General features: G+C 75.6%; 8 protein-coding genes and 1 pseudogene. All 9 read right to left on the bottom strand.

The window, feature by feature from the left end:
* Nucleotides 1-23: 23 nt before the first annotated feature.
* Nucleotides 24-4793, bottom strand: coding sequence for an amino acid adenylation domain-containing protein (locus ACFWOG_RS22655; RefSeq protein WP_380360607.1), 4770 nt, complete (start codon nucleotides 4791-4793; stop codon nucleotides 24-26).
* Between the two features lie 206 nt (nucleotides 4794-4999).
* Nucleotides 5000-6268: a glutamate synthase-related protein gene (locus tag ACFWOG_RS22650; protein ID WP_380360605.1), complete on the bottom strand. Its 1269-nt coding sequence runs from the start codon at nucleotides 6266-6268 to the stop codon at nucleotides 5000-5002.
* Nucleotides 6265-7299, bottom strand: coding sequence for an asparagine synthetase A (locus tag ACFWOG_RS22645; RefSeq protein ID WP_329880710.1), 1035 nt, complete (start codon nucleotides 7297-7299; stop codon nucleotides 6265-6267). Before ACFWOG_RS22645 ends, ACFWOG_RS22650 begins: the two co-directional genes overlap by 4 nt.
* A complete protein-coding gene (locus tag ACFWOG_RS22640; protein ID WP_380360602.1) occupies nucleotides 7296-8660 on the bottom strand; it encodes a methylaspartate mutase in 1365 nt (454 codons plus the stop codon). The genes ACFWOG_RS22645 and ACFWOG_RS22640 overlap by 4 nt, the downstream gene beginning before the upstream one ends.
* A complete protein-coding gene (locus ACFWOG_RS22635; protein WP_329880713.1) occupies nucleotides 8657-9112 on the bottom strand; it encodes a cobalamin B12-binding domain-containing protein in 456 nt (151 codons plus the stop codon). Before ACFWOG_RS22635 ends, ACFWOG_RS22640 begins: the two co-directional genes overlap by 4 nt.
* Nucleotides 9113-9494: 382 nt before the next feature.
* Nucleotides 9495-10748 (bottom strand): helix-turn-helix domain-containing protein, encoded by a 1254-nt coding sequence (locus ACFWOG_RS22630; RefSeq protein WP_355406025.1) that lies wholly within the window; start codon nucleotides 10746-10748, stop codon nucleotides 9495-9497.
* A gap of 372 nt (nucleotides 10749-11120) precedes the next feature.
* A complete protein-coding gene (locus tag ACFWOG_RS22625) occupies nucleotides 11121-12146 on the bottom strand; it encodes a hypothetical protein (RefSeq protein WP_329880716.1) in 1026 nt (341 codons plus the stop codon).
* Nucleotides 12143-13477, bottom strand: coding sequence for a CHAT domain-containing protein (locus tag ACFWOG_RS22620; RefSeq protein ID WP_380360600.1), 1335 nt, complete (start codon nucleotides 13475-13477; stop codon nucleotides 12143-12145). The genes ACFWOG_RS22625 and ACFWOG_RS22620 overlap by 4 nt, the downstream gene beginning before the upstream one ends.
* 3 nt (nucleotides 13478-13480) lie before the next feature.
* A pseudogene (locus ACFWOG_RS22615) lies at nucleotides 13481-13912 on the bottom strand (hypothetical protein); the annotation flags it as partial.

Below are 13912 nucleotides of genomic sequence, written 5' to 3'. Positions count from 1 at the left end.
GCGTGCGGTCGGGCGGGTCGTCGTCACGAGGCCAGCCGTTCGGCGATGGCGCCCACGGTCCGGCCTCGGAACACCACGTGCGGCGGCACCCTGGTCCCGGTGTCCTGCGACAGCCTCATGGCGACCCGGACCGCGGCCAGCGAGTTGCCGCCGATCCGGAAGAAGTTGGCGTCCGGCCCGAGGTCGTCGGCGAGCTCCAGGACGGCCCGGACGGCGTCCGCGACGAGCCGCTGGTCCGGGGTGAGCGGGTCGGCCGGGGCGTCCGCGAGGCGCGCGGCGGGGGCCGGCAGGGCGCGCCGGTCGACCTTGCCGTTGGGGTTGAGCGGCAGGGCGTCGAGGACGTCCAGGGTGGCGGGCACCATGTGCTCGGGGAGCAGCGCCGCCAGGTGGTCGAGCAGCGCGTCCGGGTCGGGCGCGGTGCTGCCCGCGGTGACGTAGGCGGCGAGCCGCCGGTCGCCCGGCGCGGGTTCGTGGACGGTGACGGCGGCCTCGTGGACGGCCGGATGGCGGGTGAGGGCGTCCTCGATCTCGCCGGGTTCGACGCGGAAGCCGCGGATCTTCACCTGGTCGTCGATCCGGCCGGTGATCTCCAGCAGGCCGTCCGCGTTCACCAGGCCGAGGTCCCCGGTGCGGTAGAGCCGCTCGCCGGGCGCCCCGAACGGGGAGGCGACGAAGCGTTCGGCAGTCAGCCCGGGCCGGCCGACGTACCCGTGGGCCAGGCCGCCGCCCGCCGCGTACAGCTCGCCGGTGGTGCCGGGCGGGACGGGGTTCAGCCGGTCGTCGAGGACGTGGACGGCCTTGCCGTGCAGCGGGCGGCCGATCGGGACGGAGGTGCCGGCGGCGTCGGCGGCGGTGGCGCGGTGGCAGGTGGTCAGGCCGAGGCTCTCGACCGGGCCGTAGCCGTTGGCCACGACGAGGTGCGGGTACTGCTCCAGGGCCTTGCCGACGTGCGTGACGGAGGCCCGCTCGCCGGCCGTGAAGGCCACCTTGAGGTCGTCGTAGGTCTCCGGCATCTCCTCCAGCAGGAAGTTGAACAGGCTGGCGGAGAGCTGGAGCTGGGTGACGCCGTGCCGGCGGGTCAGCTCCGCGATCGCCTGCGGGTCGGGCCGCCGGCCCGGCTGGAGGACGCAGGTGCCGCCGAACGCCAGCGCGCCGTACAGCTCCAGGGCGAAGGCGTCCCAGGAGACCGGGGAGCACTGGAGCCAGACCTCGCCGGGGCCGAACCGGGCGTAGTCCTGGCCCAGGTAGGTGGTGGTGAGGGCGCGGTGCGGGACGGCGACGCCCTTGGGGCGGCCGGTGGAGCCGGAGGTGAACATCACGCAGGCGAGGTCGGCGCCGGTGACCGGCAGGCCCGGGTCGTGGCCGGGGCGGGCCGCGACGGCGACGGCCTCGGCGTCGAGGTCGAGGTGACGGGCGACGGGGAACGGCGGCTGGGCGTGCCGGTGGGTGACCAGCAGGGCGGCGGCGCTGTCGGCGACCGCGCCGGCCAGCCGCTCGGCCGGGAAGTCCGGGTCGAGCAGGGTGTAGGCGGCGCCGGCCTTGAGCGCGGCGAGCAGGGCGGTCACCAGGTCCGGTCCGCGTTCGACCAGGACGGCGACGGTGTCGCCGCGGCCGATCCCCTGCGCGGTCAGGTGGTGGGCCAGCCGGTTCGCCCGGGCGTTCAACTCGCCGTACCTGAGGCGCTGTTCGCCGGAGATCAGGGCCGTGGAGCGCGGGTCCCGGGCGGCCCGGGCCTCGAACAGGGCGTGTACGGGCGCCTCGACGGCGGCGGCCAGGGTGCCGAGCCAGGCGTCGCAGAGCTCCGCCATGGTCGCTTCGTCGAACAGGTCGGAGTCGTACTCGAAGCGGCCGGTGAAGTCGGTGCCCCGGTCGTCGACGGAGATCGACAGGTCGAAGCGGGAGACCGGGTTGGAGTGGAGTTCGCGGGTGACCTCGGTGCCGCCGATCACCAGCGGCCGGGAGTCCAGCGGGTGCAGCTCCAGCAGCACCTGGCAGAGCGGGTTGCGGTCCTCGGTGCGGTCGTCCGGCCGGTCCTCCAGGACGGCGCCGGCGATGTCGTCGAACGGCGTCTCCTGGTGGCGGTAGCCGGCGATCGCCACCTCGCGGACGTGCCGGACCAGTTCGCGGAAGTCTCCTGCCTCGCCGAGCCGCACGCGCAGCGGCAGCAGGTTGACGAAGTAGCCGATCATGGCGTCGAGTTCGGCCCGGCCGCGGAGACTCACCGGGGATCCGAGCACCAGGTCGCGCTGCCCGGTGCGCCGGTGCAGGGTGAGCGCCAGACCGGCGAGCAGCACCATGAACGGCGTGGCGTCCTCGCTGCGGGCCAGGGCCCGGACGGCCTCGGCGACCGGCCGCGGCATGGCGAACCGGTGGAAGGCGCCGCGGAACGCCTGCACCTCCGGCCGGGGGCGGTCGGCGGGCAGCACGGGCTCGGTCGGCGAGTCCCGCAGGTGCTCGCGCCAGTAGTCGAGGCGGCTGCCGGCGGTGGCGTCCTCGTACTGCCAGGCGCTGTAGTCGGCGTACTGCACCGGCAGTTCGGGCAGGACGGCGGGGCGGCCGGCCGCCAGGGCCTCGTAGAGTTCGGCGAGTTCGGACTCCAGGACGGGCAGCGAGCCCTCGTCCCAGACGATGTGGTGGCAGAGCAGCAGCAGGGTGGACGCGGCGCCGGACCGGTAGAGGTGGGCGCGGACCAGCGGCCCGGTCTCCAGGTCGAACGGGACCAGCGCGGCCCCGGCGAGCAGCTCGCCCACCTGCTCGGGACCGGCGTCCACGACGGTGAACGGCAGTTCCACCGACGGGTGGACCACCTGCCGGGGGCCGTCCTCGCCGAACGTGAAGGTGGTCCGCAGGGCCTCGTGGCGGTCCACCACGCCGGCCAGCGCCCGCCGGAGCAGCTCCGGGTCGACCGGGCCGGCGAAGCGGAACACCCACGGCACGACGTAGGTCGGCGCGCCCGGGTTCCACTGGTCGAGGAACCAGAGGCCGCGCTGGAACTTGGAGAGCGGCGCCTCGCAGGCCCCCGCCCGGGACAGGACCGGGCGCCCGCCGCCCGCCGAGGCGGTGACGGCGGCGGCGAACTCCGCGAGGGTCGGCGCGTCGAAGATGGTGTACGGCGAGATCATGCCGAAGACGTCGAAGACCCGGCCGACCACCCGCACGGCGGTGAGCGAATCCCCGCCCAGGTGGAAGAAGTTGTCGTCGGCGCCGACCTCGGGCACCCCGAGCACGTCCGCCCAGACGGCGGCGATCAGCTGCTCGGCCGGGGTGCGCGGCGGGCGCCGGCCGGCGGCCGGGGCGGCGGGCGCGGTCTGCGGCTCGGGCAGCGCCGCCCGGTCCACCTTGCCGCCGGCGGTCAGCGGGAACGCCTCCAGCGGGGTGACGGTGGCCGGGACCATGTGCTCGGGCAACCGCCCGGCCAGGAAGGCCCGCACCTCGGCGTAGTCGGGGGCGGTCCCGGTGGTGTAGGCGGCCAGCCGGCCCTCGTACGCCACCACGACGGCTCCCGCGACGCCCGGGTGGGTGGCCAGCACCTGCTCGATCTCGCCCGGTTCGACGCGGAAGCCGCGGATCTTCACCTGGTGGTCGGCGCGGCCGACGAACTCCAGCGGCGCCTCCGCCCCGGTGCCGTCCGTCGCCCCGGTGCCGTCCGCCGGGCCGGGCTCCGCCGCCCGCCGGACGACGTCGCCGGTCCGGTACATCCGGGCGCCCGGCTCCGGCGCGAACGGGTCGGCGACGAACCGGCCCGCCGTCAGGCCGGCGCGGCCGTGGTAGCCGGAGGCCAGCAGCGGCCCGCCCAGGTACAGTTCGCCGGCCGCACCGGGCAGCACCGGCCGCAACCGGTCGTCCAGCACGTACGCCCGCCGGTCGCCGAGCGGGCCGCCGATCGGCACCACGTCGCCGACTCCGGCGGCCGGCCCCGCCGACGCGTGGACGGTGGCCGTGATCACGGTCTCGGTCGGCCCGTAGGCGTTCAGCAGCGGCACGCCGGTGGCGGCCCACCAGCCGGCGGCGGTGTCCGGGTAGAGCCGGTCGCTGCCGGAGATCATCAGGCGCAGGGTGCGCGGCGCCCGGCCGCGCTCACGGAGGGCGGCCACCACGTCCTGGAAGTAGCCGGCGGCCAGGTTGGCCACGGTCACGCCCTCGTCGTCCAGCAGGTCGAGCAGCGCGGCGGGTGCCACCAGCTGCTGTTCGGGGACGACGACGCAGGCGCCGGCCGTGAGGGCGGCGAGCACCTGCTCCACCGCCACGTCCACGGTCGGGCGGGCGAAGTGCAGCACCACGTCGTCCGCCGTGAGGCCGAACCGTTCGACCGCGGCGGCCAGGTGGCCGGTCAGCGCGGCGAGCGGGACGTGCACGCCCTTGGGGCGGCCGGTGGTGCCGGAGGTGTAGACGAGGTACCCGGCGGTGGCCGACGCGTCCGCTCCCGGGACGCCCGTGCTGCCGGGCGAGCCGCCGGACGCCGCCGGGCCGAGGTCGACGAGCTCCCCGTCGGTGTAGGCCAGGGTGGCGCCGGCGTCCTCGCGGATCCAGCGGTTGCGTTCCTCGGGGGCGTCCCGGTCCAGCGGCAGGTAGGTGGCACCGGCCCGGAGCGCGGCGAGCAGGCCGACCACGTGGTCGAGCCGGCCCCGGCCGGTGACGGCCACCGTCCGGCCGGGGGCGATCCGGGCGGCGAGGGAGCCGCTCAGCTCGTCCAGTTCCCGGTAGCCGACCGTCCGGCCGCCGAGCCGTACGGCCGGCCGGTCCGGGGACCGGCGTGCGACGGACGTGAAGGGGAAACCGCGAGATTCCATCATCCAACCCCGATGAATTAGCGAGTGAATTTGCGACGCTGCCGGTAGTGGTACCGACCTTAGGACGGCTTTTCCGGGCCGATCGGCAGAATGCGCGGAAGTGCATCGGCAGTTTCAACTGCCGCTTGCAGCATGCCTGTTGAGAAACTAAGGCAGCCCGTCGACACGCACGGGGGCGCGTCGGCGGGCTGCCGGGAACTACCGCTCTCCTAACCTGCCGCGGACATTCCGGGGAATTCCGCGGACCACACGTCGTCGCCGTCCAGCGCGGCCGGCGTGTACTTCCCGAGTGCGCTGATCAGCAACCGGAGTTCGAGGGCGAGGCAGTCCGCGAACCGGACCAGCCCGGCCTCCGGGTCCTCGGCGGTGGCGAGCAGCGCCGCCCGGCCCAGCCCCACCGCGCGGGCACCGAGCGCCAGGCTCCTGACCGCCCGGCCGCCCTCCCAGATCCGCCCGGACACCAGCAGGCAGGGCGGCGGCCCGGCCACCGCCAGCCGGCGCAGGCACTCCGCCAGCGGCAGGCCGACCTGCGCGGGGAAGACCCCGGGCGCCCAGCCCGTCCCACCCTCGGCGCCGTCCACCGTGACGGCGTCGGCCCCCGCCCCGGCCGCCACCCGGGCCGCCTCGGCGACGTCCCGGCCGGGGTGCAGCTTCACCCAGACCCGGGCCCGGGGGAAGTTGTTGCGCATCAGCCGGACCTGCTGGCGCAGGATCTCCGCGGTGAAGGTGCCGGGCGTGCTGGACCTCAGCACCCGCCCGTCACCGAACACCCGGTCCAGCCCGTACCGGTCACCGAGCCGTTCGGCCGCCCCGGCGTCCAGCACGGTCATCCCGCCCAGGCCCGGCTTCGCCCCCTGTCCGACCTTCAACTCGAAGGCCAGGCGCCCGGATTCGAGCAGCGGAAGGGCCGCCGGGTCGCTGTAGACGAGGTTCCACACCTCGGCGTCGGCGTCCTCGGTGGACTGCTGGACGGCGACGCCGCCGAGCCCGTCCGGAAGCTCCCCGGCGTAGGCGCGCAACCGGCCGAGCAACGCCCGGTCGGCCGCCTCGCCGAGCCGGCCGTAGCCGTTCACCGGGACGACGTTCTCCCCGATCACCATCGGCAGGCCCAGCGCCCCGGCCTGCCGGCTGAGCGCGAGGCCGAGGTCCCCGCCGGCCGCCCGGGTGGACCCGAGGGCGGACACGTAGACCGGCAGGGCGGAGGTGAACCCGCCGACGGGAGTGGCGAGTTCGACGTCCCGGTAGTCGGGCTCACGCCCCAGGTCGATCAGCTTGGCCAACCGCTGCGGCATGAAGACGGGCGGGACGAGGCGCAGCGCGTCCAGCGGGTCCCGCGGATCCCGCCGCCCGTCGTCGCGCTCGGCGCCGAACAGGACCCGGCCGTACTCGCCGGGCGGGGGGAACGCCGCCGCCGCGCCCGAGCGGGCGCGCTGCCGGACCTCCTCCTCCGGGAAGCCGGGCGCGGAGAGGTCGCTCACGGGGACACCACCCCGGCGATCTTCGGGAAGGCGCTGGCCTGCCAGACCTCGTCCAGCCCGGCGACGTAGCGGGTCAGCCGCTCGACGCCGATGCCGAACCCGGCGCTGCCGGGCACGCCTTCGCGGACCAGGTCCAGGTACCAGCGGTACTTCTGCGGGTTCTCGCCGGTCTCCCGCATCCGGGTGACGATCTCCGCGTAGTCGTTGGTGCGCTGGCTGCCGCTGCACAGCTCGCCGTAGCCCTCGGCCGCGATCAGGTCGAAGTTCCGCAGCAGACCGGGGTCGTCCGGGCTCTCGCGGTCGTAGAAGCCGCGGGAGCCCTTCGGGTAGTCGGTGACGAAGAACGGCCGGTCGCGCCGGGAGGAGAGCAACGCCTCGCCGGCCCAGTCCAGTTCGGCGTCCGGGCTCTGCGGGTGGCCGAGCTCCTGGAGTTCGGCCACCGCCCCGGCGTGCCGCATCCGGCCGAACGAGCCCTTCAGCAGTTCCGTGAACGCGTCGGTGTCCCGGCCGAGTTCGGCGAAGTCCTTCGGCAGCTCGCGGACCGCGCTGCCCACCATGTGCACCACCAGCTCCTCGACGAGCCGGACGGCGTCGTCCCGGCTCGCGCCGGCCACCTCCACGTCCAGCTGGTGGAACTCGGCCAGGTGGCGGCCGGTCCCGGCGGTCTCCAACGGCTCCAACCGGACGTTCGGCGCGATGCAGAAGATCTTGTCGAAGGCCAGCAGCGAGGCCTGCTTGTAGAGGATGGCGCTGGTCATCAGCTTGTAGCGGTGGCCGTAGAAGTCGATGTCGACCTGCTTCGAGCCGCGCGAGCCCGGGTCGGTGACCGGGCCGATGATCGGCGGGAGCAGCTCGGTGAAGCCCTGAGCCCTCAGGAACTCGCGCGCGGCGGTCAGGAGTTGGTACTGGATCCGGAGCGCGCTGCGGGTGGCCGGGGAGGTCAGGTGCCGCCCGGGGTCGACCGGCCCGGAGGCCGCGGAGGGGGCGGGGGAGGAGGAGGTGGCGGAGGTGGATGGCCCGTGGTCGGTCATGGCGAGGTGAGTCCCAACTCTCGTCGTGCGGCGGGTGTGCGGGGCGTTTCGGGGGTCGTGCCGCCGGAGCGCGCGACGGCACCGGCGGCGGCGCGGGCGTCGTACGTCCGCTGGACGTGGGAGAGCGCGGTGAGCAGCTCGGCCGAGCCGAGGATCGGCGGACGCGGCCCGCCCGACAGGCCGGCGATCGGCATCGATCCCACACCCGACCAGGACAGCCGGCCGTCCGGACCGAGCGAACTGCGGGCCCGGCCGGCGTTGTCGGGGTGCAGGCAGTACGGAACGTCCAGGTAGCCGGCGGCGAAGGCCCGGACCAGCGCGCGCCCGACATCGGTGTCCAGCTCCAGCACGGCGCCGATCAGCGCCCGCGCCTCCGCCTCGATCCCGGTGTCCCGGCCGGCGACCCGCACGGCGGTGCTCGGCGGTGGGGCGGTCAGGCGCAGGCGGGCGCGCTCGTCGGCGGCGGCTGCGGCGGCCGTCTCCAGCGCGGTGACGTTCTCCCCGACCGTCGGGATCCGGTGCGCCTCGGCGGTGGTCTTGACGATCAGACGGGCCGCCCCGGTCCGCACCGCCAGCCGGGCCGCCTCCTCCAGCAGCAGCCGGGCACCGCCCGGCGAGCGCGGGAAGACGCCCATGTAGGCGTAGAGGACGATGTGCCGGTCGACGTCCGGCAGCAGCTCGTCGGCGAGCCGGCCGAGCACCGTGAGCGCCTCCTCGTCCTGCCGCAGGTCGGCCTGCTGGGCGTAGCTGAGCGAGATGCTGCGCAGCCCGTGCTGCCGGAAGAACAGCCCCTCCAGCACGCTCACCGCGATCAGCAGGCTCGGCGGGCAGAGCTGCCCCATCAGACAGCCGCCGAACGTCTCCAGATGCGGCTCGGCGCCGAACTCGCGGATCGAGGCGAGCAGTTCGCAGCTGCGCTGCCAACAGGCCACCGCCTCGTGCAGCGGCGTCCGGCTGTAGGGCAGGCAGTACGAGACGGGGCCGCCCTCGGTGGCGTCCAGACCGACCGCCAGCAGGGCCCGCACGATGTGCTCCGGCATCGCCGAACCGTGCCGGACCTGCACCGGGAAGCCCGCGTCCACGACCCCGCGGAGCACCGCGCGGGTGACGTCCGCCGAGTGGGTGGCGATCGGGTAGCCGTTCAGGCCGACCCCCTCGGCGAGGGCGCGCCGGGCGGCGGCGAGGTCGCCGGTCCGCGTGTAGCTGTCCAGGGTGAGGGTGCCGACCGTGACGGCCGCCGCGTCCCGGGTGGCGAGCAGGCCGTCGCGCATCCGCAGCGGGTCGGCCATGCCCATCCGCGGCTGGACCACCAGGGCGCCGGCCGCCCGGGCCTGGGCCACGAAGGCGCCGAAGCCGGTCACAGCAGCACCCCGATCGACAGCGACCGGAGGTAGGACCGGAACTCCGCCACCGAGCCGCCCTCCTCGAAGACCCCGTCGAACCCGGCGGCCAGCAGAGCCTGTTGCCGGGTCGGGTCCCCCGAGCCGGCGATGCCGAGCTTGCCGCCGATCACGGTCGGCGTGCGGCCCAGCTCCGGGCAGGCCCGCAGGGCGCCGATCACCCGCATGCCGTCGTTGAACCCGTGCCCGTTGACGCTGCTCAGGACGATGAGGTCCGGTTCGGCGCGGCGGCACTCGGCGACCAGCAGCTCGTCCGGCACGCAGGCGCCCAGGTTGGTGACCCGGTGCCCGAGCTCCTCCAGCAGCAACTGGAGGAAGACCAGGTTCCAGGTGTGCGAGTCCGAGGCCATGGTCGTCACGACGACGTCCAGGCCGGCGGCCCGGGCCGTTCCGTGCTGCTTCAGCTGCTCCACGGTGCAAACCTTTGGTGTCGGTAGGTGGTGGGGAGTCCCGGCCGGCGGTCGCGGGTGTCCGGGGCGGTGCGCCTCCGGGGAGGGCTCGGCCGGTTCGCCCCGGCGACGCCGGGCCGGACGGCCGTCCGGGCCGACCGGGCCGTCCGGGCCGACCGGGCCGTCCGGGCCGACCGGCCGTGAACAGAACGCTAGGGAGCATCGACCCTCAGGACCGGCAGCTCGCCCGGCAAGAGACGGGCAGTATCGCCCCGCGCCGCACGTCGCGTCCGGCGCCCGACGGCGTCCCACGGGCGGCGGCCGGTGGGCGCCGGCCGGTGGGCGGCGGCCGGTGGGCGGCGGCCGGTGGGCGGCGGCCTGCCGGAAGGCGGCGCGGCCCGACCGGTCAACCCGCCGTCGCCAGCACCGGGTACGCGGCGCCGAAGAGTCTGCGGCAGAGGTTCAGCACGGTGAACCGGACGCCCTCACGGGCCTGGACGCTCCGGATCAGCCCGCTCGCCAGCAGCTCGTGCACCGCCGCGAAGCACTCCTGCGGCGGCCGGCCGGTGAGCTGGACGGCGTCCTCCCCCGACCAGTCCCCCGGCTCCGCCGCCAGCCGCTCCAGGAGGTCCCGCTGGCCGAGCGTCAGCCGTTCCAGTGCCGCGCCCAGCGCCGCCCCGACGTCACCGCGCCCGCCGTACCCGGCGGGCGGCGGCGCCAGGTGGAACGGCCCGTCCGCCAGCCGTGCCACCAGCTGGCGCGGCGAGAGCACCGTCGACCAGCCGGCCGCCAGTTCCAGGGCGCCGGGCAGGCCGTCGAGCTGGCGGCAGAGCGCGGCCACCGCGGGCGCCTCGTCGCGCTCCAGCCGGTAGCCGGGGCGCAGCCGCCGCAGGTGCGAGAGGAGCAGCCGGACGGCGCCGACCTCGGCCAGCGCGACCGGGTCGTGGTCGAGTTCGGGCCCGGGGGTGGGCAGCGGGGCGAGCGGGATCACCTGGCCGCCCGGCAGCGGCTGCGGCACCCTGGCGGTGATCAGCACCCGCAGGCCGGGGCAGTGCTGGAACAGCTCGTCCAGCAGGACGGCGTCCACCCCGGCGTCGGCACCGTCCAGCACCAGCAGCGTGGGACGGTCGCCGATGGCCCCGGCGAGGTCGGCGCGGCGTTCGGTCCCGGCGGCCGGGAGCCGGGCGCAGTCGAGCCACCGCACCGACCAGTGGGCCGTGAGGTGCAGCCGGCGGGCCACCTCCAGGACCAGCCGGGTCTTGCCGACCCCGCCGAGACCGGCCACGGTGACCAGCCGGTCACCGTGCACGGCGAGGGCGTCGGCAAGCACCTCCACCTCCAGCTCGCGGCCGACGATCGCGCCGCGGGCGACCGGCGGTGCGGTCGGTTCCTCCCGGGGCTCCTCGGCGAGCGTCTGGCGGCGCGCGGCCGCCTCGAAGGCCGTCCGGTGGCGGCCCTCCAGCCGCAGCGCGTCGGCCAGCAGCCGGACCGTCTCCTGCCGGGGGCGCTGTACCCGGCCGCTCTCCATGTCCCGGATCGCCCGGACGCTCAGGGTCGCGTGGTCGGCGAGCACCTGCTGGGTCAGGCCGACCCGCTCGCGCCGGATCCTGAGGACCTCTCCGAAGCCCGCCGTCGACTGCAGCGACTGACCGCCGTCCATGCCTCGTCCGCCTTCCGTGGGGTGACCGACTACCGGGGACCGGCGGTCCGCACGGCCGCCGGGCACGCCGGGGGCGGCGCCGACCGGACCGGCCGTCGAACCGTGTTCCCCCCTGGCGCCGATGCTCCACGGCGCGGTTCTACGGCCGATCAACGGCCGATCACCGCATGTTCACAAGACGTCCGCATCGCCCACGAACCCTCCGGGGGCCGGGTCCCCGGACCGTGGCGCGCCGCGCGGACCGACGCGACCGGCCCGGCCGGACCGCGGCGGGAGGCTGCGGCGGGCGCGGCCCGCCCGAACGCGCCCGTCCGAGACGGCGTCAGGTACCGCGGGGCGCGTGCCGCCGACGGCCGGACGGCGCCCGCCCGGTCACCGGGAGAGCGAGGCCAGACTGAGCAGGAGGTGCGCGGACTCGGGGTGCTGGAAGTCCGAGTGCGCACCGGCCGGCGCCAGCCGGCGGCCCGCCCGGCTGCCCCGGTACACCTCACCGGCGTCGATGTTGACAATCGGGTGGTCGAGCGCCTGCCGCGGATAGGGCGTACTCGTCGCCCGCAGCCGCTCGGAGTACTGCGCGACCGGCGCCGACCCCGTCCCGGAGTGCCCGATCCCCGGCCGGCCCTCGGCCCGCAGGTGCCAGAAGCCGGTCGCCCGGTCCCAGCGCGAGTGGGTGAGCACCACCGGCCCGCGCAGGGGCGCCCCCGACCGGCCCGCTGCGGCGAAGAGGCGCGGGAACAGCCGGTCGAAGGCGTCCCGCGGCGCCGCCATCTGGAAGATCAGCGCGCTGTCCGCCGTGAACGGCCGCGCCGGATCGGCCTTCCCGCTCCAGCCCAGCACCTGCGGCCCGGCGGCGGGCCGCTCCGCCGCCCACTGGACGGCCTCGCAGAGGAACCGGCCGCCGAAGGAGTGCCCGACCAGGTGCAGGTACTGCCCCGACCGGTTGGCCAGGACCGCCGGATCGGCCGGGTTCCCCCGCCCCGCGTCCAGGTACCCGAGCAGGTGACCGATCACGTAGCCCGCCTGTCCCCGGCCGGGCCCGCTCATGGCGTGCGCGCGGTCGCGGATCCGCCGGTAGCCGCCGAGCGACGGCACGCTCGACGACGGCCAGCGCACCACCACGCACCACGGCCGGTACCCGCGCGCCAGTCCCGGGTACGCCTCCGGCGCCCGGCCGCGCAACCCGGCCGCCCGTTCGACCAGTCCGGCCGCGGTTCGGGTCGCCGCCGACCGGCCGGTGTTCCAGCCGTGCACGTACACGTAGATGTCGGTCGCCCGTGCGGGCACCCGCAGATACCGGGCCAGGTGCTCGGCGACCCGTGACTCGGGCACCGGCGTCCGCGTCCCGGGGACGAGCAGCCGGCCCCGCTCGTCGAGGTCCACCACGGCGGGGGCAGTCATGTCGTGAGCTCCAGGATGCTGTCGATACCGCAGTGCAGGGAGTAGGTGAGCGCGAGCGGATTGCCGTAGTCGTCGACGAACCGCCGGGCCAGTTCCCGGGTGATCTCCCCCGCGGTGAACTCGCCGGTGAGGTACAGGTCGAGGAAGGCGAAGGCGTACTCGGCGGCGAACACCTGCGGGATCTCGATCTGCGGTCCGAGCACCCCCCTCGCCCCCAGTTCCACCAGGGCCCGGCCCAGGTGCTCCAGCTCGGCCGCCGCCGACTGCCCGGCGTGGCAGGCGTTGAGCAGCACGAACGGCCGGAACAGCGCCTCCGGTTCGTCGAGGTGCGCGCGCCGCTGACGGCGCACCAGGTCGGCGTCGATGTCCCGGGTGTCGGAGAGCCGGACGGCGAGCTGGGCGAACGGGGTGCCGTTGTCGACGAACTGGCCGTGGCACCAGAAGTACATCAGGTCCTCGTCCAGGACCGCACCGGCGAGCGCCTCCAGGAAGCGGGCCGACTCGGTGCGCACGGTCAGCTCGGTCCGCTCCTCCAGCAGCTTCCGGACCTCCGGCGCCCGGCCGACCGACTCCAGCGTGGCATCGGTGTTGAGGCTGGTCACCGCCCGGGCGCGGGTCGGGTGGGCGACCTGGATGCGCTGGTAGGACGAACCGGTCTGCTCGACCTGGTGCCGGTGGCCGAGGAAGTCCTTCCAGGGCTCGCCCGGGCCGCTGTCCACCGCCATCATGGGCCAGGGCAGGTGGAGGTCCGAGTCGAAGCTGACCCGCAGCGGCCCCTCCTCGGTGAGCGCGCCGACGAGGAACGCCCTGAACTCGGCGAGGTTCCGGTCCGGTCCCTCCAGCATCGTCTCCAGGAGGTAGCGGCCCTCCTCCGCGAGCTCCGTCATGCGGTTCTCGGCCAGCTTCACCTGGTCGGACAGGTCGACGGCCGACGCGAACGGGTACGCCAGGGGCATCCCGTCCTCGTCCGTCGTCTGGTAGTTGACCAACTGGTCCCGCCAGGCCGCCCGCAACCGGGCCGCCCTCTGCAGCAACCGGGTGGCCGGGACGTCCAGGAAGGCGTGATGGCCCCGGGTCAGCGGCGAGCGCTCGCCCGGCCGGTTGGCGGACATGTGCAGGAGGTCGGCGGTGCCGTGCCGCCGCAGCGACACCTCCAGGTCCAGCGGCTCCGGGCCGCGCGGACCCGGCCGGTACCCCGGATCGCCCCGGTCCGGCAGCAGCGGCTCCGGGCCGCGCGGACCCGGCCGGTACCCCGGGCCGCCCTGGCTCGGCAGCAACGTGAAGTCGGCAGAGGGGTTCTGCCGGATCTGGACGACGAGATCCCGGGGCACGGGCTACTCCTGCTCCTCTTCCTGGACGGTGACGGCGGGGGTGACGTCGACGGCGGTCTCCAGGTCCTGGAGGGCGACGCCGTAGCCCCGGTCGTAGACGGTGATCCGGATCCGGTGCCGGCCGGACGCGGCCGGTGTCAGGGCGAACTCGGCGGGCGGACCGGCCGGGTCGTAGACGGTGACCGGCGGGTCGATCACCGCGTCCGAGGCGACGGCCGCGACCAGGTGCAGCTCCGGCAGCCCCGGCGCCCCGCCGGGGTCGGCGGGGTCGGTGGGCTCCGCGCGGTCGGCGGGGTCTGCGGGCGCGGCCCCGGACGGATCCACGTCCGGCTCGAACCGCAGCTCCAGCCGGGCCGGGACGCCCACCGCGGGCTCGTCGAGCAGGGTGATCCGGGGCCGCCAGGCGACCCGGGCGGCCGGTACGCCGACCGGACC

This window comes from Kitasatospora sp. NPDC058406 (assembly GCF_042722765.1).
Taxonomy (GTDB): Bacteria; Actinomycetota; Actinomycetes; order Streptomycetales; family Streptomycetaceae; genus Kitasatospora.
The sequence above is the reverse complement of the archived record's forward strand: the minus strand, read 5'-3'. Positions and strand labels throughout refer to the sequence as shown.